This window comes from Streptomyces sp. NPDC001717, assembly GCF_042892775.1.
GTDB lineage: Bacteria > Actinomycetota > Actinomycetes > Streptomycetales > Streptomycetaceae > Streptomyces.
This window is the reverse complement of record NZ_JBIAUK010000007.1, coordinates 124643-145580: the sequence shown is the minus strand read 5'-3', so window position 1 is coordinate 145580 and position 20938 is coordinate 124643. Positions and strand designations below refer to the sequence as shown.

The 20938-nt window shown below is 72.7% G+C and carries 18 protein-coding genes; 12 read left to right on the top strand and 6 right to left on the bottom strand.

Annotation, left to right across the window (positions count from 1 at the left end; translation table 11 throughout):
• Positions 1-129 precede the first annotated feature (129 nt).
• On the top strand, positions 130-2883 hold the full coding sequence (locus tag ACFYZL_RS15285; RefSeq protein WP_388679240.1) for a PKD domain-containing protein: 2754 nt from the start codon (positions 130-132) through the stop codon (positions 2881-2883).
• Positions 2884-2916: 33 nt separating this feature from the next.
• Here the strand turns inward: ACFYZL_RS15285 and ACFYZL_RS15280 are convergent, their stop codons facing one another.
• A complete protein-coding gene (locus ACFYZL_RS15280; protein WP_384745934.1) occupies positions 2917-3870 on the bottom strand; it encodes a TetR/AcrR family transcriptional regulator C-terminal domain-containing protein in 954 nt (317 codons plus the stop codon).
• Between the two features lie 174 nt (positions 3871-4044).
• Here ACFYZL_RS15280 and ACFYZL_RS15275 point away from each other — a divergent pair, with 174 nt between their 5' ends.
• The 3 genes from ACFYZL_RS15275 (at position 4045) to ACFYZL_RS15265 (ending at position 7563) form a co-directional block, all read left to right on the top strand.
• On the top strand, positions 4045-5154 hold the full coding sequence (locus tag ACFYZL_RS15275) for an FAD-dependent monooxygenase (protein WP_388679237.1): 1110 nt from the start codon (positions 4045-4047) through the stop codon (positions 5152-5154).
• A gap of 168 nt (positions 5155-5322) precedes the next feature.
• Positions 5323-7215, top strand: a complete 1893-nt coding sequence (locus ACFYZL_RS15270) for a C1 family peptidase (protein ID WP_384745932.1) — start codon at positions 5323-5325, stop codon at positions 7213-7215.
• A 33-nt stretch (positions 7216-7248) separates the two neighbouring features.
• On the top strand, positions 7249-7563 hold the full coding sequence (locus ACFYZL_RS15265; RefSeq protein ID WP_388679233.1) for a protease inhibitor I42 family protein: 315 nt from the start codon (positions 7249-7251) through the stop codon (positions 7561-7563).
• On the opposite strand, the gene ACFYZL_RS15260 is transcribed toward ACFYZL_RS15265, so the two are convergent.
• A complete protein-coding gene (locus ACFYZL_RS15260; RefSeq protein WP_384745930.1) occupies positions 7550-8725 on the bottom strand; it encodes a DUF418 domain-containing protein in 1176 nt (391 codons plus the stop codon). The genes ACFYZL_RS15265 and ACFYZL_RS15260 overlap by 14 nt on opposite strands.
• 144 nt (positions 8726-8869) lie before the next feature.
• Here ACFYZL_RS15260 and ACFYZL_RS15255 point away from each other — a divergent pair, with 144 nt between their 5' ends.
• From ACFYZL_RS15255 to ACFYZL_RS15245, 3 genes are read left to right on the top strand one after another with little or no spacing between them, the layout of a single operon-like run.
• Positions 8870-9544, top strand: a complete 675-nt coding sequence (locus ACFYZL_RS15255) for a GntR family transcriptional regulator (protein ID WP_384745929.1) — start codon at positions 8870-8872, stop codon at positions 9542-9544.
• Between the two features lie 5 nt (positions 9545-9549).
• Complete coding sequence (locus ACFYZL_RS15250; RefSeq protein ID WP_388679452.1) at positions 9550-10905, top strand: nitrate/nitrite transporter; 1356 nt, start codon at positions 9550-9552, stop codon at positions 10903-10905.
• Between the two features lie 18 nt (positions 10906-10923).
• Entirely contained in the window at positions 10924-11907 is a 984-nt protein-coding gene (locus ACFYZL_RS15245; protein WP_384745928.1) for a helix-turn-helix domain-containing protein, read from the top strand.
• A gap of 45 nt (positions 11908-11952) precedes the next feature.
• On the opposite strand, the gene ACFYZL_RS15240 is transcribed toward ACFYZL_RS15245, so the two are convergent.
• On the bottom strand, positions 11953-12783 hold the full coding sequence (locus ACFYZL_RS15240) for a maleylpyruvate isomerase family mycothiol-dependent enzyme (protein WP_384745927.1): 831 nt from the start codon (positions 12781-12783) through the stop codon (positions 11953-11955).
• A gap of 147 nt (positions 12784-12930) precedes the next feature.
• On the opposite strand from ACFYZL_RS15240, the gene ACFYZL_RS15235 reads away from it, so the two are divergent.
• On the top strand, positions 12931-13722 hold the full coding sequence (locus ACFYZL_RS15235) for a carbon-nitrogen family hydrolase (RefSeq protein ID WP_384745926.1): 792 nt from the start codon (positions 12931-12933) through the stop codon (positions 13720-13722).
• 50 nt (positions 13723-13772) lie between these two features.
• On the top strand, positions 13773-15167 hold the full coding sequence (locus ACFYZL_RS15230) for a protein kinase (RefSeq protein WP_388679228.1): 1395 nt from the start codon (positions 13773-13775) through the stop codon (positions 15165-15167).
• On the opposite strand, the gene ACFYZL_RS15225 is transcribed toward ACFYZL_RS15230, so the two are convergent.
• Positions 15074-15559 (bottom strand): LURP-one-related/scramblase family protein, encoded by a 486-nt coding sequence (locus tag ACFYZL_RS15225; RefSeq protein ID WP_384745924.1) that lies wholly within the window; start codon positions 15557-15559, stop codon positions 15074-15076. The two genes, ACFYZL_RS15230 and ACFYZL_RS15225, sit on opposite strands and share 94 nt — an antisense overlap.
• A gap of 32 nt (positions 15560-15591) precedes the next feature.
• On the opposite strand from ACFYZL_RS15225, the gene ACFYZL_RS15220 reads away from it, so the two are divergent.
• Together ACFYZL_RS15220 and ACFYZL_RS15215 are read left to right on the top strand one after the other, a co-directional pair.
• Positions 15592-16410 carry a hypothetical protein gene (locus ACFYZL_RS15220; RefSeq protein ID WP_384745923.1) on the top strand — a complete coding sequence of 273 codons (819 nt, stop codon included), beginning with the start codon at positions 15592-15594 and terminating at the stop codon, positions 16408-16410.
• Positions 16411-16438: 28 nt separating this feature from the next.
• Positions 16439-16972, top strand: coding sequence for a DUF4240 domain-containing protein (locus ACFYZL_RS15215; RefSeq protein WP_384745922.1), 534 nt, complete (start codon positions 16439-16441; stop codon positions 16970-16972).
• On the opposite strand, the gene ACFYZL_RS15210 is transcribed toward ACFYZL_RS15215, so the two are convergent.
• Positions 16963-17628, bottom strand: coding sequence for an MSMEG_1061 family FMN-dependent PPOX-type flavoprotein (locus tag ACFYZL_RS15210; protein WP_384745921.1), 666 nt, complete (start codon positions 17626-17628; stop codon positions 16963-16965). The two genes, ACFYZL_RS15215 and ACFYZL_RS15210, sit on opposite strands and share 10 nt — an antisense overlap.
• Positions 17629-17706: 78 nt before the next feature.
• On the opposite strand from ACFYZL_RS15210, the gene ACFYZL_RS15205 reads away from it, so the two are divergent.
• Complete coding sequence (locus ACFYZL_RS15205; RefSeq protein ID WP_388679223.1) at positions 17707-19554, top strand: NHL domain-containing thioredoxin family protein; 1848 nt, start codon at positions 17707-17709, stop codon at positions 19552-19554.
• A 77-nt stretch (positions 19555-19631) separates the two neighbouring features.
• On the opposite strand, the gene ACFYZL_RS15200 is transcribed toward ACFYZL_RS15205, so the two are convergent.
• Complete coding sequence (locus ACFYZL_RS15200) at positions 19632-20924, bottom strand: M18 family aminopeptidase (RefSeq protein WP_384745919.1); 1293 nt, start codon at positions 20922-20924, stop codon at positions 19632-19634.
• Between the last annotated feature and the right edge of the window lie 14 nt (positions 20925-20938).

Sequence of the window (20938 nt, the reverse complement as noted above, 5' to 3'; positions counted from 1 at the left end):
GATGATCCGAGTACGCGGGGGGTCGCGTGCGCCCGACTGTCGCTGGGGGAACAGGACGTCTACCAGTCGTGCGGCGCCGCAGGGTCCTTCGTGTCTCCACGTCTTCTCTTCGCGAAGGAATTCCTTCTGGTGCGTCCCACTCGTGCGACGGCCCTGCTCACCGCAGGTCTCGTCACCCTCCTCGGAGTTCCGGCCGGCGCTGCGGCCGCCGCCGGCGCTCCGGCCCATCTGTACGTGAACAATCAGGACGGCTCGAACTGCTCGGACTCGGGGTCCGGCACGCAGGCCGTCCCGTACTGCACCATCTCGGCGGCGGCCAAGGCCGTGGCGCCGGGTCAGACGGTGCTGATCAAGCCGGGCAAGCAGTACGACGAGGACGTCGTCGTCGACCGCTCCGGAGATCCGGGGAAGCCGATCACCTTCGCCGCCGACCCGGCGGCGGGCGGGCTCCAGGTGGACCTGACTCCGTACAAGCGCCTGGCGATCAGCGGTGCCTCCCACGTCGTGGTCCGCGGTCTGTTCACCCACGGGGGTGTCCAGGTGAGCCGTTCCAGCGACGTCGAACTCGACCGGATCCGCGCCTCCCGGCCCAAGGGCGCCGCCCTCGTGGTCGGCGAGGCGAGCTCGGACGTGCGCGTCAGCCGCGGCAACCTGGTCGGCATCCGGGTCGAGGGCGGTGCCCAGCGGACCGTGATCAGCCGCAACCTGCTCTCGGGCTCCACCGGGTCGCCGGTCAGCGCGGCCGACGCGCCCGGCACCGTCGTCACCAACAACACGGTGTACGGCTACTTCTGCGGGCCGATCATTGCCGTGGACGGGGCCTCCACCGGTTCAGGGGTGTTCAACAACGTGCTCGTGCCCCAGGGCGCGAGCAGCTGCGCGACGCCCGACCCGCGCCCCGGCATCTCGGTGGCACAGAGCGCGACGACGGGCACGAAGGCCGACTACAACCTGATCGTCAACGCCCCGTACAGCTGGTCGGGCACCACCTACAAGGACCGGGCGTCCTTCGAGGCGGCCACCGGTCAGGGCGCGCACGACATCGTCACCCCGACGGCCGACAACATCGGCGCGTGGGAGGGCTCCCTGACCGTCGACTCCGCCGACCCGACGGCGCCGGGCGTGCTGCCGACCGACTTCCACGGCAACCCGACCGCCGACGATCCAGGTGCTCCCAACACCGGGAAGGACGGCGGGTACCTCGACCGCGGTGCCTACGAGCTCCAGGACGGCCTGAGCCAGGTCTGGATGTCCGTCGACCGGACGTACGCCCCGGTCGGGACCGCGGTGGAGGTCCAGGCCGTCTCGAACAGCAACTGGTCCAGCACGATGACCTACGAGGTCGACTTCGGCGACGGGACGGCCCCGGTCGTCACCAAGCAGGGCACCGGGCCGCACGGCCTCGCCCAGCACGCGTACACGAAGCCGGGCGATTACGTGATCAAGGTCGCGGCGGTCAACGCCGTCGGCAAGCGGGTCTTCACCGAGCAGCCGGTCAAGGCGACTCCGGCCGTCCCGCTGACCGCGAACTTCGCCTCGGCGCCGGTCCTGCCGACCTCGGACGACCCGATCGACCGCACCAGGCCGCTCACCGTCGCCGTCGACACGGCCGCCTCGGCGACGCCGTGGCCGGTCGAGACGGTCACCGTGGACTTCGGTGACGGCACCACGTCCGCCCGGGACGACAAGCTGGGCAGCGTCCGGCACACCTACAACACGCCGGGCGAGTACCAGGTGACGCTGTCCCTCGTGGACGTCAAGGGCGCCCGGTCCAAGGTCACCAAGCCGGTCAAGGTCGACTACGCGGCGTCCGGGTACGTGGCGACCGAGCCGTTCCGCCTGATGGACACGCGGACCTCGGGCCCGCTGATGGCCGGTGTGCCGCACGGAATGAACCTGCCCGTCGGCCTGAACGTGCCGGGGCACGTCATGTCCGGCTCCATGGCCTCCGTGGTCCTCAACGTGACCGTCACCCATGCCACCCAGGACGCCTTCCTCGCGGCGACGCCGTACTACACGGAGCGTCCGACGACCTCGAACCTCAACGTCCGCGCGGGCGGCACCGTGTCCAACACGGTGACGGTCCCGGCCAGTGAGTTCGGGCAGGCGTTCTTCACGCTCAACGCGGGCCGGGCCGACGTGATCGTCGACTTCGTCGGCTACTACCAGCCGAACATCGGGCAGAGGTTCAGCCCGGTCAGCCCGACGCGGCTCGCGGACACCCGTGAGGCGGGCGGCGCGCTGGGCGCCGGTCAGACCCGTACGGTGAAGGTCGCGGGCGCGGCCGGCATCCCGGCCGGTGCGAGTGCGGTCGCGCTCAACCTGACCAGCACGGACACGACGGCCGGCACGTTCGTGACGGCGTACCCGGATCCGGCGAAGCGGCCGGCGACCTCGAACCTGAACCCGGAGCCGGGCAAGGCCAAGTCGAACCAGGTCATCGTCCCGGTCGGCCCGAACGGCACCATCACCCTCTACAACCACTGGGGTTCGACGCACCTGGTCGTCGACGTGGTGGGCTTCTACGGCAAGGAAGGCAAGGCCCTCTTCACGCCGGTCGTGCCGAAGCGTCTGGCCGACACCCGGGACACGGGCAGGCTCGCCGCGGGCGCCACCGCGACGGCGGCGGGCGTGCCGGCCGGTGCGGTGGGCGCCGTCGTGAACCTGACGGCGACCGAGTCCGCCGGTGCGGGCTACCTGACGGCGTACGGCTTCGGGGCGGCCCGTCCGGACGCGAGCAGCCTCAACACCCTGCCGGGGGTCACGGTCCCGAACCACGTGACGACCCCGGTCGGGGACGGAAAGATCAGCGTCTACAACGGCCCCTGGGGCGGTCCGACGCACGTGATCACCGACCTGCTGGGCTACTTCACCCAGGGCTGACACGGCTGATTCGTCCGGTCCCTCCGACCCCCGTCATCGCCCCTCGATGACGGGGGTCAGACCGTCCAGGAGGGCCCTCAGACCGAACTCGAAGAGCTTGTCCAGCCGCAGGTCGTAGCCGTCCTCGAAGGAGCCGACGACCTTGGCGAACACCGGGAAGCGGCCGGAGGCCACGAGGTCCCCGAGCGCGCCGGCGCGGCTGTCCATCCACTGCTCCTCCGACTGGCCCGTCGTGGCCTCCGCCTGCGCCTCCGTCTCCAGGTGCGCCGCCAGACCCTGTACGTGGCTGTAGAGCAGCACGTGGATGTCGAACACCGTCTCCGGGTCGAGGCCGTGCCCGTCGAGCGCGCCCAGCACCCACTCGCCGTGGACCATCAGGTTCGGCACGAGCAACGGGCGGGTGAGGGAGCCGAGTTGTGCCAGCCACGGGTGCCTGCGGTACAGGCGCCACAGGGTCCGCCCGCTCAGTTCGATGCGGGCGCGCCAGTCCCCGGGCGCCTCGGCCGGGTAGGACTCCTCGCCGAACGCCGCGTCGGCCATGAGCAGGACGAGGTCCTCCTTGCTCGGAACGTACCGGTACGTCGACATCGGCGCGACCCCGAGCCGGGCCGCGATCCCGCGCATGGAGAGCGCGGCGAGCCCCTCGGCGTCGGCGATGTCGACGGCGGTCCGCACGATGCGGTCGAGGCTCAACTCCCTTTCAGGGTCCGGGGCGGGTGAGGGACGCCTCCGGGGAGCGGTCGTGGTTCCGGCGACGACCGTGCCGGTCCGGGGCCGGGTCTCGACGAGTCCCTCCAGACGGAGGGTGGTCAGCGCCTTGGTGGCGGTGGCGAGCGCGACCCCCCACTCGCGCGCGATCCGCCGGGTCGAGGGGACCGGGTCCCCGGGGCCGAGCTCGCCCTCGGCGATGCGCCTGCGGATCTCGGCGACGATGCGGAGGTACGGCGGATCTCCCGCCGGGCCCCTTGCGCCTGTGGCCTTCGTCACGTTCCGCCGCCTTCCCCTCCTGTACTAGTGCAGAGCGTAGCAGCGGCGATCCGGTCCGCCCGGTAACTGAACTAGTACAGCGCGGCAGTTTGCCCAGTTGAGCGGGGTGTGCGTGCGTCGTACGGTCAGCTTGCGTACAGCGTACGAACAGCCGTGACGACGAAGGGGAACACCATGCGGACCGTACTCATCTCAGGCGGCGGAATCGCCGGACCCGTGCTCGCCCACTGGCTGCGCCACCACGGCTTCCGGCCCACCGTCGTCGAACGCGCCGAGGGCCCGCGACCCGGCGGCCAGGCCGTGGACATCCGCGGTGTCGCGCTCGACGTCGTGGACCGGATGGGCCTGCTGGAGCGGCTGAGCGGCGTCCGCACCCGGATGCGCGGCATGTCGATCCTCGACCCGGAGGGCAACGAGGTCGACCGCTCCACCGAGGCCACCTTCAGCAGCGGGCGGCTCGACGGCGAGGACATCGAGGTGCTGCGCGAGGACCTGGTGCGGATGGTGTACGAACACACCCGCGCGGACGTCGAGTACCTCTTCGGCGACACCGTCACCTCGCTCGAAGAGGACGGGACGGGGGTGCGGGTCGACTTCGCGCACCACGCGTCCCGCACCTTCGACCTCGTCGTCGGGGCCGACGGACTCCACTCCACCGTCCGGCGCCTCGCCTTCGGCCCCGAGGAGCGGTTCACCCACCACCTGGGCAGCTACCTCTCCGTGTTCGGCACCGACAACTTCCTGGACCTGGACGACTGGCAGATGTGGCTGCGCGACGGCGACGCGGGGTTCGGCATCATGCCCGTACGCGACAACACCGAGCTCCGGGTGGCCTTCGGCTTCGAGTCCGGCCCGCTCCCGGCCGGGCTGCGCGAGCGCGCGGCCCTGCGGGAGCGCGTCGTCGGCAGGCTGGAGGCCCTGCGGTGGGAAGGGGCGCGGCTGGCCGACGCCGCGCGCAGGGCGCCCGACTTCTACTGCGACGCGATGGCCCAGATCCGCATGGACGAGTGGTCGAAGGGCCGGGTCACCCTGCTCGGGGACGCCGGCTACTGCCCGTCCCCGCTCTCGGGGCAGGGCACCAGCCTGGCCCTGGTCGGCGCGTACGTCCTCGCGGACTGCCTCGCCCGGGCAGCCGGCGACCACCACACCGCGTACGCCGACTACGAGCGCCGGATGCGCCCGTTCGTCACCGCCAACCAGGCCCTGGCCACGGAGAACCCGGGCGGCCCGGCCTCGGCGGAATCCGTCGACCGGGCCAAGAACGGGCTCTCCCTGGACGCGTGACGCGGCCACGGCCGAGCGCCGCCGGACGAATGCGGGCTTCGCGGTCGGCCCTGCCGCGCACGTGCCCCCGTGTGCCCCCGCGCGACCGCGCGGACCCCCTTGACGCTCCCCGTGCCCGGGGGGACGCTCCCGGGTCTGGCATTCGAACGGTTGCGGTTGGGGGGCGTCATGCCGGAGGAACACATCCGGTCCGCAGGGGAGTTGAGGGCGCGGCTCGCGTCGCGCGGGGCGCGGTGGTCGGTCTTGGAACACCTGGCCGACGAGGAGCCCGTACCGAGGCCCTCGCTCGGTCTGGAGCCGGGGGCGAACCTGACGCCCGCCGAGGACGTGGGCCCGGTCGACCTGCGGCAGCTGATCGGGCACGCGAGCGGCAACGCGCACCTGACCCGGCGCCGCGCCGCCCACGGGCTGATCCCGGGCGCGCCGACCACGGCCGCCGCCCGGCCCGCCGCCGTCGACTGGCGCAGCCGCTGGGGATGGCCGTGGATCACCAAGGTCAAGGACCAGAACCCGTGCGGCTCCTGCTGGGCCTTCGGCGCGGCCGGCCTGGTGGAGTCGATGGCCCGCATCGAGCACGGGGTGTGGGCGGAGCGCTCCGAAGGGGACGTGCACGACGGTCTGCGGTTCAGCTGCGGGCAGGGCTCCAACCCCGAGACCGCGCTCGACTGGGTCAGGGACAACGGCGGTCTCGCCGATCCGGACTGCTGGCCGTACAGCGTCCCGCCGGACGGGCTGCCCGCCTCCCGCCGGGACGCCTGGCGGGCCGAGTACACGCCCAGTTGGGACCGTTCGGGGCGGACCGTCCGGATCACCGACTACGTACGCCTCGGCGACGTCGAGCAGCAGAAGGTCTGGCTGGACACGGTCGGCCCGCTCACCGCCTGCTTCGACGTGTACGACGACTTCTTCGCGCTGGGGGCGGGCGTCTACCACCGCACCAGCGACCACCTGGCCGGCGGGCACTGCGTGCTGATCGTCGGGTACGACGACGCGGCCGGCTGCTGGCTGTTCAAGAACTCCTGGGGGACCGGCTACCACGTGGGCGGCTACGGCCGGATCGCGTACGGCGAGGTCAACATCGACCACTGGGCCAAGTGCGGTCTGCGCGGCACCAACATCGACCCCTGGAGCAAGCGCCGCCTGCACGCGGGCAACGTCTACGAGAGCGGCAACGGCCGCGCCCACCGCAACTTCGAGCTGCTCGGGACGACCACGGGCGGCCGCCTCCAGCACTGGTGGCGCGACGGCGACTCTCCCTTCCTCTGGGCCCGCGGGGGCATCTTCGCGAACGACGCCTCCGGCCAGCCCGCCTTCACCGGCACCACCTACAACCGCAACATGGAGTCCCTGCACGTCACCACGGGCGGCCGGCTGCGCCACTGGTACTACGAGCAGTCGGCCCGCGTCTGGCGCGACGGCGGCGCCTTCGGGCCGGGCGACGCGGCGATCGGGTCGACGCCCGCCTTCATCCAGAGCGACTACGGCAAGCCGGGCAACTTCGAGGTCGTCGTCCGGACCGCCGACGGCCGCCTGAACCACTGGTGGCGGATCAACGGCGCCCCCTGGACGTGGAACGACGGCGGCCGCTTCGCCTCCGACATCGCCCACTACGGTCCGGCGCTCGTCCAGACCCGCGGCCGCCGGCTCGACCTGGTCGCCGCCCGCACCGACGGCCGGATGCAGCTGTGGTGGCGCGACGACCCGAACGGTTTCGTCTGGCGGGCCGGGGAGGTCTTCGGCAGCGGTACGGCGGCCGTCTCCGCGCCCTGCCTGATCGAGGCCCAGTACGGAGCCGCCGACGAGGACACGGCCGGGAACTACGAGCTGTGCGTGGCCGTGGCCGGCGGCCGCGTCGAGCACTGGTGGCGGGGGAACGCCTCCGGCGCGCCCTGGACCCGCAGCGCCGTCTTCGGGCACGACGTCACCTCGGTCACCGGGATGCTCCAGGGCAGCTTCGGGTTCAACCTGGAGGTGATCGTGCTGCGCACCGACCGAACCCTCCAGCACTACTGGCGGGACGGGACGGGCTGGCACGAGGGGTCGGTGATCGGCCCCGTGTGAGGCCTCGGGGCCGGAGACGGAAGGGCGTGGCGGGTGGAGGTGCGCGAGGTCGCGCTCGCGGCCGGCGAGTCGTACGAGCTGAGGCTCGCGGGGCGCGGGGCGCGCGGGTACGTGTGGACCTGGCAGGTCACCGGCGACGAGGACGCCGTCTCGGTGACCGAGGCCCCGCACGCCCCCGTGCGGGCGGCGCCGGGGGCCGCCCTGGAACGGACGTACGTGGTCCGGGGCCGGTGCCCCGGCGGGCGGGCCCGGATCCGCTTCGCGCAGGTCCGGCCGCCGTACCCGCAGGAGGCCCCGTACGACGAGTTCGTCCTGGAGGTGGAGGTCGTGGAGGTCACCGCCTCCTGAGCGCCCACCCCTGTACGGATTCCAGCGGGCCCCGCTCGAAGCGGCGCAGCCACAGCCCCGAGCCGGCGACCAGCGCGAGGGACACCACCGCCCACAGGCCCATCACCCACCAGGGGCCGCTGCCGCCGAGGCGCTCGGCCAGGCCCAGGCCGATGCCGTAGCAGAGCAGCACGCAGAGCAGGTTCTGGGCGACGTAGCAGGACAGGGCGGTGCGCCCCACGGAGCCGAGCGCCTTCGCGCCGGGCACCGCGAAACGGTCGAGGGCGGTGCCGATCAGGCCGATGTACCCGACCGCGATCAGCGGTGCGATGCCGTAGCGACCCAGCACGAAGAAGTCCTGGCCGCCGAGGGTCGCCGCCGCGCCCAGCGGCAGCCCGAGGCCCAGCCCCCAGACGGCCATCCGGACGCGGACGCGCCGTCCGGCGGCGGTCGGGGTGAAGGCGCCGGCGCGGTGCAGCCGGACCCCGAGGAGGAAGAGGGAGACGAGCAGCCCGAAGGAGAAGACGGGCTCGATGCGCAGGGCGGCGAAGTGGTCGAGCCGGAAGGCGATCTGATCGCCCCAGCCGCCGTGTGCGTACAGCCGCACGGCCTCGGGGTCCGGGGCCTTCGGGCCGGAGTCCGGCTTGGCCAGGTCCCCCAGGGTCACCAGCCCGACCAGGGTCAGGTGCACCCCCGCGGCCGTCCACAGGGCCACCCGCCGCACCCGTTCCGAACGGGCCAGGAGCCAGGCGACGAGGAGCGCGGTGACCGCGTACCCCATCAGTACGTCCCAGGCGAAGACGAGCAGGAAGTGGACGGTGCCCTCCAGGAAGAGGAAGGCGGCCCGGCGCGGGTAGCGCCCCGGCCAGGGCTCGCCCCGTCGCGCGGCGGAGTCGTACTGGATGGCCAGGCCCACCCCGAACAGGATCGTGAGCAGCGACAGGAACTTCCCGTCGGCCAGGAAGCGGAAGACGCTCTCCGCGACGGTGGCGGCGGAGGGGTCGGCGACCGGGTCGGGCGAGGTGAGCCCGCCCTGGAGGACGCTCCACTCCGAGCCGGGGGAGGCGAAGATCCAGACGTTGGTCATGAGCGTGCCGAGGACGGCGGCGCCCCGCAGGACGTCGAGGAGCGGCAGCCGGGCGGCCGTCGTGCGGTCCGCGCCGGCGAGGAGTGTGTCGGCCATGACTTCAGGGTCCCGGCGGGCGCGGCCCGGTACGTCCTGCCGGTGGACGAAGCCCCGCTACACCCTTCGATGCAGCGAGGCGCGGCGGCGTCCGCATCCTGGACGGCGCCCGGCTTGCACCCCTGTTGTATCTATGCTGTGCGCATGCCAGCCGCCGCGGTCACGAGCGCCGCCCCCGCCACCACCCCCGCAACCGCCGCCGAACGCGTCTACCAGCACGTCAAGCAGGGCGTGCTCGACCGCCGCTACGAAGGCGGCACCCTCCTCACCGAAGGCGAACTCGCCGAGGCCGTGGGGGTGTCCCGCACCCCCGTCCGCGAGGCGCTGCTGCGGCTGGAGACCGAGGGGCTGCTGAAGCTGTACCCGAAGAAGGGCGCGCTGGTCCTGCCGGTCTCCGCGCAGGAGATCAACGACGTCCTCGAAACCCGGCTGCTGATCGAGGAGTTCACCGTACGCAGGGCCGTCCCGGCGCCACCCGGCCTGCTCGACCGGCTCGCCGGACTGATCGAGGAGCAGCGCCGCCACGCCGCCGCGGGCGACCTCCCCGCGATGACGGCCGCCGACCGGGCCTTCCACGCCGAGATCGTGGCCGCCACCGGCAACCAGATCCTGGGCCGGCTCTACGACCAGCTCCGCGACCGGCAGCTGCGGATGGGCGTCGCCGTGCTGCACGCCCACCCCGAGCGGCTGGAGCGGACGCTGACCGAGCACACCGAGATCCTCGACGCGCTGCGCGCCGGGGACGCGGACACGGCCGCGGCGGCCGTGCGCGGCCACATCGGCCGGGTCGAGGCGCTGGTGCGGGGGCAGGGCCGGTGACCGGGCTGCCGAAGGACCCGCCGGGCGGGCGCCGGGCCGTCGCCGTCTGGTGCATCGGAGTCGCCGTCTACTTCGTCGCGGTGATCTTCCGTACCAGCCTGGGCGTGGCCGGCCTCGAAGCCGCGGACCGCTTCCACGTGGGCGCCTCCGCCCTCGCCACGTTCTCGCTCCTCCAACTCCTCGTCTACGCGGGCATGCAGGTCCCCGTCGGCCTGATGGTGGACCGGCTCGGCACCAAGAAGGTGCTGACCCTGGGCGCGACGCTCTTCACCATCGGCCAGCTCGGCTTCGCGCTCTCGCCCTCGTACGGGATGGCGCTCGCCGCCCGCGCGCTGCTGGGCTGCGGCGACGCGATGACCTTCATATCCGTACTGCGGCTCGGCACCCGCTGGTTCCCGGCCCGGCGCGGCCCGCTGATGGCCCAGCTCGCCGGCCTGGTCGGCATGGCGGGCAACCTCGTCTCCACCCTCGTCCTCGCGCCCGTCCTGCACGGGGTCGGCTGGACGGCGGCCTTCGCGGGCAGCGCGGTGGCGGGGCTGGTCGTCCTGGTGCCGCTGGTGCTGTTCCTGCGGGACAACCCCGAAGGGCACGAGCCGCCCCCGGCCCGGGCGCGGGGCGGGCGCGGCTTCGTACGCCGCCAGATCAAGGAGTCCTGGAGCGAGCCCGGCACCCGGCTCGGACTGTGGGTGCACTTCACGACGCAGTTCCCGGCGATGGTCTTCCTGCTGCTGTGGGGCATGCCGTTCCTGGTGGAGGCGCAGGGCCTGTCGCGGACCACCGCGGGCGGGCTGCTGACGCTGGTCGTCGCCTCGAACATGGCGCTCGGGCTGGTCTACGGCCAGATCATCGGCCGCCGCCAGTCCTCCCGGATCCCGCTCGCGCTGGGCACCGTCGGGGTGACCGCGCTGCTGTGGGGTTCGGTCCTGGCCTACCCGGGTGACCGGGCGCCGATGTGGCTGCTGGTCACGCTGTGCCTGGTGCTGGGTGGATGCGGTCCGGCGTCGATGATCGGCTTCGACTTCGCCCGGCCCGCCAATCCGCCGGAACGTCAGGGAACGGCCTCCGGCATCACCAACATGGGCGGTTTCATCGGCTCCATGACGACGCTCCTCGCGGTGGGCATCCTGCTCGACGCCACCGGGGACGACTACCGCATCGCCTTCTCGACGGTGTTCGTGCTGGAGGCGCTGGGCATCACCCAGATCCTGCGGCTGCGCGGCCGCGCCCTGGCCCGCGAGGCGACCCGGGCCCGCGTCACGATCCCCGCGCCTTCGCCGCCGCCGGTCCCGCCCCTCCCGCAACCGGACGGGGCGTCCCGCGCGTGTCCCGTGCCGGAGACCTCGGGGAACGGGTCCCCGTAGCCGAGGGGGACCGCCGGAATGTGGACCAGCGCCTCCGCCACCGCGGTGCCGGTGGCGGAGAGGTTCGAGTGGTTCAGCGACGTCGTCGCCTCCGCGCTGATCCCGACCGCCATCGTCAGCGAGCGCCACGCCGACTTCCACGCGGAGGCCTCGACGCTCGCCCTCGGCGGCACACGGCTGTCGACGTTCTCGCACTCGCCCCTGCACTCGCGCCGCACGCCCGCCCTGATCCGGCGCGGCGACCCGGAGCAGTACCAGCTGGCACTGATCACCGGCGGCCGGTGGTGGATGGCCCACAACGGCGCCGACGAGGAGTTCGGCGTCGGCGACATGATCCTGTGGGACACCTCGCGGCCCCAGGAGACCATCGCCCACCCCGGGCACGGCCCGAGCGGCTCGGTCATCGTCCACCTGCCGAAGGGCGTCCTGCCGCTGCGGCCCTGCCGGGTCGACCGGCTCCTCGGCCGACGGATCGCCGCGGACAGCGGCACGGCCGCGGTCCTGGCCCGGTTCGTCGCCTCGCTCGCCGAGCACGCCCCGGCCTGCACACCGCGCGAGCTGGCCGAGCTGGGCGACGCCGCCGCCGACCTGGCCGCGGCCTGCTTCGCGCACCGCCTCGACGTCTACGGGGAACTCCCCGTCGAGACCCGTACCCGTGCCCTGCGCGAGCGCGTCGACGCCTTCATCGAGCACCACCTCGGCGACCCGGGCCTCACCCCCGGCACGATCGCCGCCGCGCACGGCCTGTCCGTACGCGCCCTCCACGCGCTGTTCCGCTCGGCGGGCGACGAGACCGTGGCGGCGTCCATCCGCCGCCGCCGTCTGGAACGCTGCCGCACGGACCTGACCCGTCCGGCCCTGGCATCCCGACCGGTCCACGAGATCGCCACCCGCTGGTCCTTCCCGAACGCGGCCTCCTTCAGCCGCGCCTTCCGGGAGGCGTACGGGACCAGCCCGAGCGAGTACCGGCGGGTGGCGGGGGCCCGGGCCGGCGCGGTGTGAGCGCGTCACGGCGTCACGGCGTCACGACGTCACGACGTCACGGCGTCACGGCGTCACCGAGAAGTTCGCCAGGATCGCCTCCGCCAGTTCCGGGTCGCCCTCGACCTTCACCCGGTCCGCGACCGCCCGCGGTCGTACGCGGCCCGCCGCGAGGCGGACGTACGTCTCCCAGTCCAGGGCGAGGGTGACGGCGGGGCCCAGCGACGGCGACTTGTCCAGGGTCCCGCGGCCCTCCGCGTCCACGCGCACCGTCCGCATGAACTCCAGCGGGCCGTGGACGTCGATGACCACCGCGGAGTTCGCCGGCGCGCCCGCCCGCTTCGCGACCACCTTCGGCAGGCCGGCGAGGAGGATGTCCCGGGCCACGTACGCGCCGGGCGAGTCCCAGTTGCCCGGCACCCCCAGCGCCGCCCGCAGGTCCTGCTCGTGGATCCACACGTCGAACGCGCGCAGCCGCAGCGCGTGCTCCAGCGTCACCTGGTCGCCCAGCGGACCCCGCACCATGGTGTCCGGATCCCGCTTCTCGTTGCGCAGCTGGCGCGAGCGGCGGATGACGGTGTACTCCAGCTCCGAGGTCATCTCCGGCGCGGTGTGGTGACGGCGCACGTCGACCTGCACCTCCATGTACCGGCTGAACTCGTCCACCACGTGCCGCAGGTCCCGTGCGACCGTGTGGATCGGCCTCGGGTCGCCGAGCTGCTCGCATTCGACGCCGATGATGTGTGACACGACGTCACGGACCGACCAGCCCGGGCACGGTGTCGCACGGTTCCACTCGCCCTCCGTCAGGGGGAGGACCAGCTCGGATATCGCCTCGATGGAGTGCGTCCACGCTTCGGCATAGGGCTGGAGGCTGGGATGCGGATGGACGGTCAACGGGACCCCTCGCGGTGCTGTTCAGTGGCGCGTTCGGAAGCAGTGGCTCGCCATCCAAAACTACGCTGCCTGTGAGCACCCCGGCAGTGCTTTCGTGTGACGATCGTAGGCCCGAGTTGACGGCTTGAACGCCAGGACGGTGGTAATGTGCGCGCCTCGCTGATCCAAATCGCAGTGAACGAGGGCGAGTCGGTGTCTTCCCGACGTGCCCGAGTGGCCGATCTCGTACGAGAACAGTCCGGGTCGGATCTTGTCGTCCTGCCCGAACTGTGGACGGTCGGCGCGTTCGCCTACGAACTCTTCGAGACCGAGGCCGAACCCCTCGACGGCCCGACCTTCGAGGTCATGTCCAAGGCCGCCCGCGACGCGGGGGTCTGGCTGCACGCCGGATCGGTCGTGGAGCGGGCCGGCGACGGCTCGCTCCACAACACCGTCCTCGTGGTCTCCCCGGAGGGCGAGCTGGCCGCCACCTACCGCAAGATCCACCGGTTCGGCTTCGACCAGGGCGAGGCCGTGATGATGACCCCCGGCGACTCCCTCACCACGGTGCGGCTGCCGGAACAGACCCTCGGCATCGCCACCTGCTACGACCTGCGCTTCCCGGAGCTCTTCCGGGGCCTCGTCGACGCCGGCGCCACCACGATGGTCGTCGCCGCCGGCTGGCCCGCGCGCCGCCGCGCCCACTGGACCCTGCTCAACCGGGCCCGCGCCGTCGAGGACCAGTCGTACGTCCTGGCCTGCGGCCTGGCCGGCACGCACGCGGGCGTCGAGCAGGCCGGACACAGCCTGGTCGTCGACCCGTGGGGCGAGGTCCTCGCCGAGGCGGGCCCCGGCGAGGACGTCCTCACCGTCGACCTCGACCCGGCCAAGGTCGACGAGACCCGCGAGCAGTTCCCGGCCCTGAAGGACCGCATGCTGGGCCTGCGACCGCCGCGCTAGATCCCCCGGCGGCCTTATGCCGCCGTGGAGTTGCTCCTACGATCTCTCGCATGGGGGACGTGTTCACGCAGGGCGAGACCCTGGCCGGCGGCCGGTACCGCATCGACGGGTCACTCGGTGAGGGCGGAATGGCGCAGGTCTACCAGGCCTACGACCTGAAGCTCGCGCGGCCGGTGGCGATCAAGACCATGCTGCCCGGGCTCGCCGTCGAGCCGGGCCTCCCGGAGCGGTTCCGGCGGGAGGCCCGGGCGATGGCCAAACTCGCGCATCCGAACGTGGTGACCGTCCACGACACCGGCGAGGAGCCCCGCCGCGACGGGCCGCCGGTGCCGTACTTCGTGATGGAGTTGGTGACGGGGCCCTCGCTCGCGCACCGGCTCCGCACGGGCGGCGCGCTCCCGGTGCCGGCCGCGCTGCACGTCGCGGACCAGGTCCTGAACGCGCTGGGAGCCAGCCACGACCAGGCGCTCGTGCACCGCGACATCAAGCCGGCGAACGTACTGCTCGCGGAGGGCGACATCACGAAGGTCGCGGACTTCGGGATCGTGAGGGCGATCGCCGGGGCCGGTGCCGGGACCACGCTGACGGGCACCGGGATGATGGTCGGAACGGCGTACTACATGTCCCCGGAACAGGCGCGGGGCCTGCCCCTCGACGGGCGGTCGGACCTCTACGCCGTCGGCGTGCTGCTCTTCGAGATGCTGACGGGCCGGCCCCCCTTCGGCGGGGCCGACGTGTTCGCGATCGCCGTACGGCACGTGAACGACCCGCCGCCGACGCTGGCCTCCCGCGGGCTCCCGGGCCTGCCGGCGCTGGAGGCCGTCCTGGCCCGCGCGCTGGCGAAGAGCCCGGAGGACCGCTACCCGAACGCGGCGGCGATGCGCACGGCCCTGCGGGCGGCGGCCGAGGCCGCCGCAGCGGGGCCTCGGGCCCCTGGGACGTCCGACCCGTCACCGCAGCCACCGCAGCCGGCGCCGACCCGCCACCTGCCGGGCCCGGCCCGGCCCCCCGTCCGGGTGCCGCCGCCCCCGCCCGCACGCGCGGGCGTGCGGCACGGTGTTCGGCTGGGCATCTGCGCCGTGCTGCCCGTGGTCTGTTTCGGGTTCTACGCCGACGCGGGAGCGGACACCCTTTGGAAGGCGTACGTGGGTGCGGGTTTCGCCGGGATCGGGGCGCTCGGCGCGCTGCCCACCTTGATCGAGCGGAGCGGCTCCCGGCTCGGCAACCGGTACCGGGTCGCTTCCGGGATCGTGCTGGCCGTCAACCTGCTCTTCGGGTCGACGGCGCTGAGTGCCGCCGGGCAGCAGGGAGACATCGGGCGGAACGACGGGGAGCACGGGCTGTCGGCCCCCTACCGTTCCGCCTCCGCCATGCGGATCACGCACACCGCCACCGCCACCAGCAGCGCCGCGTCCGCGTCCTCGCGGATCACGTCCACCGCGTAGGTCTCGCGGATCCGGTACCACTGCCGCGAGACCAGCGCGAGCAGCTCACCCTCGTACTCGACCTTGAACTCCCGGTCCAGGATCCGACCGCTGACGTCGAGCTCCGTGCCCTCGATCAGGGTCACGAGGAAGTGGTTGCGCAGCAGCGACCATCGTTTGCGCCGGATCCGCGCCAGCCGTCGGCCGTCCCGTTCCAGCGTCATCGTGTCGCGGAAGCCGAGCAGCTTCTCCCGCAGGGTGATCAGGATCAGGCCGTCCGGGTCCTTCAGCTCCAGCGTGTCCCGGAAGCGCAGCGCCTTGCCGTCGACGAGGAAGGCGTGCCGGCCGTCCTCGTCCTCGATCCAGTAGTCGTCCCCGATGGCCAGCATTTTGTCCCGTACGAGGTATTTCATGCGCTGATCAGTGCCCGCGATAGGTTGCGGGCATGCCTCTCCTCTACGTGACCGACCTGTCGTACCCGGCGCGCGGCCGCCGCTACTGCGACGAGGACATATTCCTCACCTCCCGCCTCCGGGCCGCCGGCTTCGAGCTCGCCCTGTGCCACCCGGCCGACGCGCAGGCCCTCGCGCCCCTCGGCTTCGACGCGGTGATCGTCCGCAACAGCGGCCCGGTCCTGCACTACCAGCAGGCCTACGACTCCTTCCGCGCCGCCGCCCTCGCCGCCGGCACCCGCGTCTACAACCCGCTCGGCGGCCGCGGCGACATGGCGGGCAAGGAGTACCTCCTCGACCTCACCGCCGCCGGCTACCCGGTGATCCCGACGGTCGACGACCCGGCCAGGCTGTCCGAGCTGCCGCAGGTCCCCGTCTACGCGGTCAAGCCCAAGCAGGGCGCGGACTCCATCGGCCTCACCTTCACCGAGGACCCGCAGGGCCCGGCGGGATCGGTCCTCATCCAGCCCCGCGTCGACTTCGCCTACGAGGTGTCCTTCTACTTCGTCGACGACGCCTTCCAGTACGCCCTGTACGCCCCCGACCCGGCCCGCCGCTGGGAGCTCGTCCCCTACGAGCCCACCCCCGCCGACCTGGACTTCGCCCGGACCTTCGTCGAGTGGAACACCCTCGCCCACGGCATCCAGCGCGTGGACGCCTGCCGGGCCCCCTCCGGCGAACTGCTCCTCGTCGAGCTGGAGGACCTGAACCCGTACCTCTCCCTGGACCTCGTCGCCCCCGACGTCCAGGACGCCTTCGTGGCGGCCCTCACCGGATCCCTGCACTCCTTCCTCGGCTCCACCACCCCCTGATGTCAGACCCGGCTGCCACGCTTTCCCCATGGACAAGCAGACGTTCTGGAAGCTGATCGAATCGGCCCGCGAGCAGGCGGGGTCGGAGCCGGAGGAGGTGTCGGCGCGTGCCGCGGAGCTGCTCGCCGCGCGCCCGCCGGCGGAGATAGCCGAGGCCCAGCAGGTGCTGTGGGACCTGCTCTCCGAGTCCTACCGGGCCCCGCTCTGGGCCGCGGCCTACGTCATCAACGGCGGCTGCTCGGACGACGGATTCGACTACTTCCGCGGCTGGCTCCTCACACAGGGGCAGGCGGCCTTCGAGGCGGCCCTGGCCGACCCGGACTCCCTGGCCGCCCACCCCGCGGTCCGCGAGGCGGCGGCGGAGGGCCTGGAGCTGTGGGACGAGGACGCCCTCTCGATCGCCTGGAGCGCCTACGAGTCCGCCACCGGCGGCGAACTGCCCGCGGATTCCTTCACGATCAGCTACCCGGCCCTGGACCCGTCCTGGGACTTCGACTTCGACGACACGGCGGAGACCGCCGCCCGCCTGCCCCGCCTCAGCACCCTCTTCGACTACTCGTAGCGGTACAGCAGGGAATCCCGCTCGCTCTGCAGGATGTCCTCGATGGTCAGGTCCGGCATGTCGAGGTGGGACTGCGTGACCTCGGCGGACGTGGGGACGGCGTCGGCGGCCACCCACTGCTCGGGCTTCCAGGCGTTGCCGCGCAGGAACGCCTTCGGGCAGTGCTGGAAGACCTCCTCGACCCCCACGACGATCGCGCTGCGCGGAGGCTTGCCCACGGGCGTCAGCCGCTCCAGCAGCTCGGGGTCGGCGGAGACGCAGGCCCGCCCGTTCACGCGCAGGGTGGTGGTCCGGCCGGGGATGACGAAGATCAGTCCGGCCCGACCCGTCTCCACGATGTTGCGGATGGTGTCGATGCGCTTGTTGCCGGTGGCGTCGGGGATGGCGAGGGTGAACTCGTCCAGGACGGCCACGAATCCGGCCGGCCCGCCCCGAGGGGTCACGTCGCAGCTCCCGTCGGCCCCGGCGCTGGCGAGGAACACCAGCGAGGACCGCCCGATGACCGCACGGGCCACGTCGTGGATCCGGTCCACGGCCTTGCGCCGGACCAGCTCGCTGGGCTCCTCGTACAACGCGCCCAACTGCGAGATGCTCCGGACGGCGGTGGCGTCCAGGGCGTCGAATATGCGCCTGCTCGGCGGCGTGGTGGCTGTCACGTGAACGCACGCTATCGGACGCGATCATCGCCGTACTCGCGTTATTCGGCGTTCACAGCGGGATGGCAAGCTTGAAGCATGAACGATTCCGCCCCGGCGCCCACCCCCGCGCCCGCGCCCCGCCGTGCCCGTCTCCGTGCCCCCGAGCTGATCGGCAAGGGTGGCTGGTTGAACACCGGAGGCAAGGAGCTCACCCTCTCCGACCTGCGGGGACGCATCACGATCCTCGACTTTTGGACGTTCTGCTGCATCAACTGCCTGCACGTCCTCGACGAGCTGCGCGAGCTGGAGGAGAAGCACCGCGACACCGTCGTCATCATCGGCGTGCACTCGCCGAAGTTCGTGCACGAGGCCGAGCACGCCGCCGTCGTCGACGCCGTCGAGCGGTACGAGGTGCACCACCCCGTGCTGGACGACCCGGAGCTCGCCACCTGGAAGCAGTACGCCGTACGCGCCTGGCCCACGCTCGTCGTGATCGACCCCGAGGGGTACATCGTCGCCCAGCACGCCGGCGAGGGACACGCGCACGCCATCGCGCGGCTGGTGGAGGAGCTGGAGGCCGAGCACGAGGCCAAGGGGACGCTGCGGCGCGGCGACGGGCCGTACGTGGCGCCCGAGCCCGTCTCGACCGACCTGAGGTTCCCGGGGAAGGCGCTGCTGCTGCCCGGCGGCAACTTCCTGGTCTCGGACTCGACCCGGCACCAGCTCGTCGAGCTGGCCGCCGACGGCGAGAGCGTCGTACGGCGCATCGGCAGCGGCGAGCGCGGCTTCGGCGCGGACGCCTTCAGCGAGCCGCAGGGGCTGGCGCTGCTGCCCGACGGCCGCGTGGTGGTCGCGGACACCGTCAACCACGCGCTGCGCGTCCTCGACCTGGAGAGCGGGGCCGTCGAGACCGTCGCCGGCACCGGGCGGCAGTGGTGGCAGGGGTCGCCGACCTCCGGGCCGGCCCTCGAAGTGGACCTGTCCTCGCCGTGGGACGTGGCCTGGTGGCGGGGCAAGGTGTGGATCGCCATGGCGGGCGTGCACCAGCTGTGGACCTGGGACCCGGAGGCGGGCACCGTCGAGGTCGCCGCCGGAACCACCAACGAGGGGCTGCACGACGGACCCGCCGCCGAGGCCTGGTTCGCGCAGCCGTCCGGGCTCGCCGCCGCCGGGGACCGGCTGTGGATCGCCGACTCCGAGACCAGCGCCCTGCGTTACGTCGAGCCGGACGGCGAGGGCGACGGGTACGCGATCCGGTCCGCCGTCGGCACCGGGCTGTTCGACTTCGGTCACCGGGACGGGGAAGCGGCCCAGGCCCTGCTCCAGCACCCGCTCGGGGTGACGGCCCTGCCCGACGGCTCGGTCGCCGTGTGCGACACGTACAACCACGCCCTGCGCCGCTTCGACCCCGCCACCGGCCAGGTCTCCACCCTCGCCACCGACCTGCGCGAGCCGAGCGACGCCGTGCTCGTGGGGGCCGACATCGTCGTCGTGGAGTCCGCCCGGCACCGGCTGACCCGGCTGCGGCTCCCCGAGGAGGCCGTACGGGTCGACGCGGTCGCCCACCGCACCCAGCGGGCCGCCACCGAGGTCGCCCCCGGCACGCTCCGCCTCGACGTGGTCTTCCAGGCGCCGGCCGGCCAGAAGCTGGACACCCGCTACGGCCCCTCCACCCGCCTGCTGGTGTCCTCGACCCCGGCGGAGTTGCTGGCGGCGGGCGAGGGTGCGGGCACCGACCTCTTCCGGGAGCTCGCGCTGAACCCGGACGTCACCGAGGGCGTCCTGCACGTCTCGGCGATGGCCGCGTCCTGCGACGACGACCCGGAGAACGAGTACCCGGCCTGCCACGTCCACCAGCAGGACTGGGGCGTTCCGGTCCGCGTCACGGCCGGGGGAGCCGCCCGGCTGCCGCTGGTCCTCGCGGGCATGGACGACCAGGAGTAGCAGCGTCAGCGTCACATGCGGAAGACCCCGTCCCGGGCTAGGAGTTCGGGGCGGGGTCTTGCGTGCCGGACGGGGCGTCAGGCCTCCAGGAAGGCCACCAGGGCGTTCGCGAGGAGGTACGGGTCGTCCGCGCCGCACAGTTCGCGGGCGCTGTGCATCGAGAGGATCGCGACGCCGATGTCGACCGTCTGGATGCCGTGGCGGGCGGCCGTGATCGGGCCGATCGTCGTGCCGCACGGCATCGAGTTGTTGGAGACGAAGGTCTGCCACGGCACCCCCGCCCGCTCGCAGGCGCTCGCGAACACCGCGCGGCCGCTGCCGTCCGTCGCGTAGCGCTGGTTCACGTTGACCTTGAGGATGGGGCCGCCGTTGGCGCGCGGGTGGTGCGTGGGGTCGTGCCGCTCGCCGTAGTTGGGGTGGACCGCGTGGCCCGTGTCCGAGGACAGACAGATGGTGCCGGCGAAGGCGCGGGCCTTGTCCTCGTACGAGCCGCCGCGCGCGAAGACTGAACGTTCCAGCACATTGCCCAGGAGTGGTCCGTCCGCACCCGTGTCCGACTGCGAGCCGTTCTCCTCGTGGTCGAAGGCGGCGAGGACCGGGATGTGGTCGAGCTTGCCGGAGGCGGAGACCGCGGCCAGCGCCGCGACGCCCGCGTGCACGGACAGCAGGTTGTCCATGCGCGGACCGGCCAGCAGCTCGCGGTCACGGCCCAGGTAGGAGGGCGGCTCGATGGAGTGGACCATCAGGTCCCAGCCGGCCACCGATCCCTGCTCCAGGCCCTCTTCCTCCTCCAGGAAGGAGATCAGGTCGCCCTCGCGGACGTCGCCGAGGCCCCAGATCGGCTGCATGTGGCGCTGCTTGTCGAGCTTGAGCCCGTCGGAGTTCACCGACCGGTCCAGGTGCACGGCGAGTTGGGGAACGCGCAGCAGCGCGCGGTCCACGTTGACCAGCCGCTCGGTGCCGTCGTGCAGGGTGAGCCGCCCGGCGAGGCCGAGGTCCCGGTCGAGCCAGGTGTTGAGCAGCGTGCCGCCGTAGATCTCGACGGCGACCTGCCGCCAGCCCTGGGAGCCCGTGTCCGGCAGCGGCTTGACCCGCAGGTTCGGGGAGTCGGTGTGGGCGCCGATGATGCGGAACGGGGTGTGGGCCTCCGCGCCTTCGGGGACGTACCAGGCGATGAGCGCGCCGCCGCGGAGCACGAACCTGCCCCCGGACCCGGCATCCCAGGCGTCCGTTTCCGACAACTGCCTGAAGCCTGCCTTCTCCAGCCGCTCGGCCGCATTGGCCACGGCGTGGTACGGCGACGGACTGGCCGTCAGGAAGGTCATCAGGTCGTCGGTGTGGCCGCGGTCGAAGCGGGCGGGAGAGCTCATGTGGTTCACCTTAA

What these genes read in the sequence shown, in the direction of transcription:
- ACFYZL_RS15275 (WP_388679237.1), top strand. Translation starts at nt 4,045, where the DNA reads ATGCGGACCGTACTCATCTCAGGCGGCGGAATCGCCGGACCCGTGCTC.
- ACFYZL_RS15270 (WP_384745932.1), top strand. Translation starts at nt 5,323, where the DNA reads ATGCCGGAGGAACACATCCGGTCCGCAGGGGAGTTGAGGGCGCGGCTC.
- ACFYZL_RS15260 (WP_384745930.1), bottom strand. Translation starts at nt 8,725, where the DNA reads ATGGCCGACACACTCCTCGCCGGCGCGGACCGCACGACGGCCGCCCGG.
- ACFYZL_RS15255 (WP_384745929.1), top strand. Translation starts at nt 8,870, where the DNA reads ATGCCAGCCGCCGCGGTCACGAGCGCCGCCCCCGCCACCACCCCCGCA.
- ACFYZL_RS15245 (WP_384745928.1), top strand. Translation starts at nt 10,924, where the DNA reads ATGTGGACCAGCGCCTCCGCCACCGCGGTGCCGGTGGCGGAGAGGTTC.
- ACFYZL_RS15230 (WP_388679228.1), top strand. Translation starts at nt 13,773, where the DNA reads ATGGGGGACGTGTTCACGCAGGGCGAGACCCTGGCCGGCGGCCGGTAC.
- ACFYZL_RS15225 (WP_384745924.1), bottom strand. Translation starts at nt 15,559, where the DNA reads ATGAAATACCTCGTACGGGACAAAATGCTGGCCATCGGGGACGACTAC.
- ACFYZL_RS15220 (WP_384745923.1), top strand. Translation starts at nt 15,592, where the DNA reads ATGCCTCTCCTCTACGTGACCGACCTGTCGTACCCGGCGCGCGGCCGC.
- ACFYZL_RS15215 (WP_384745922.1), top strand. Translation starts at nt 16,439, where the DNA reads ATGGACAAGCAGACGTTCTGGAAGCTGATCGAATCGGCCCGCGAGCAG.
- ACFYZL_RS15205 (WP_388679223.1), top strand. Translation starts at nt 17,707, where the DNA reads ATGAACGATTCCGCCCCGGCGCCCACCCCCGCGCCCGCGCCCCGCCGT.
- ACFYZL_RS15200 (WP_384745919.1), bottom strand. Translation starts at nt 20,924, where the DNA reads ATGAGCTCTCCCGCCCGCTTCGACCGCGGCCACACCGACGACCTGATG.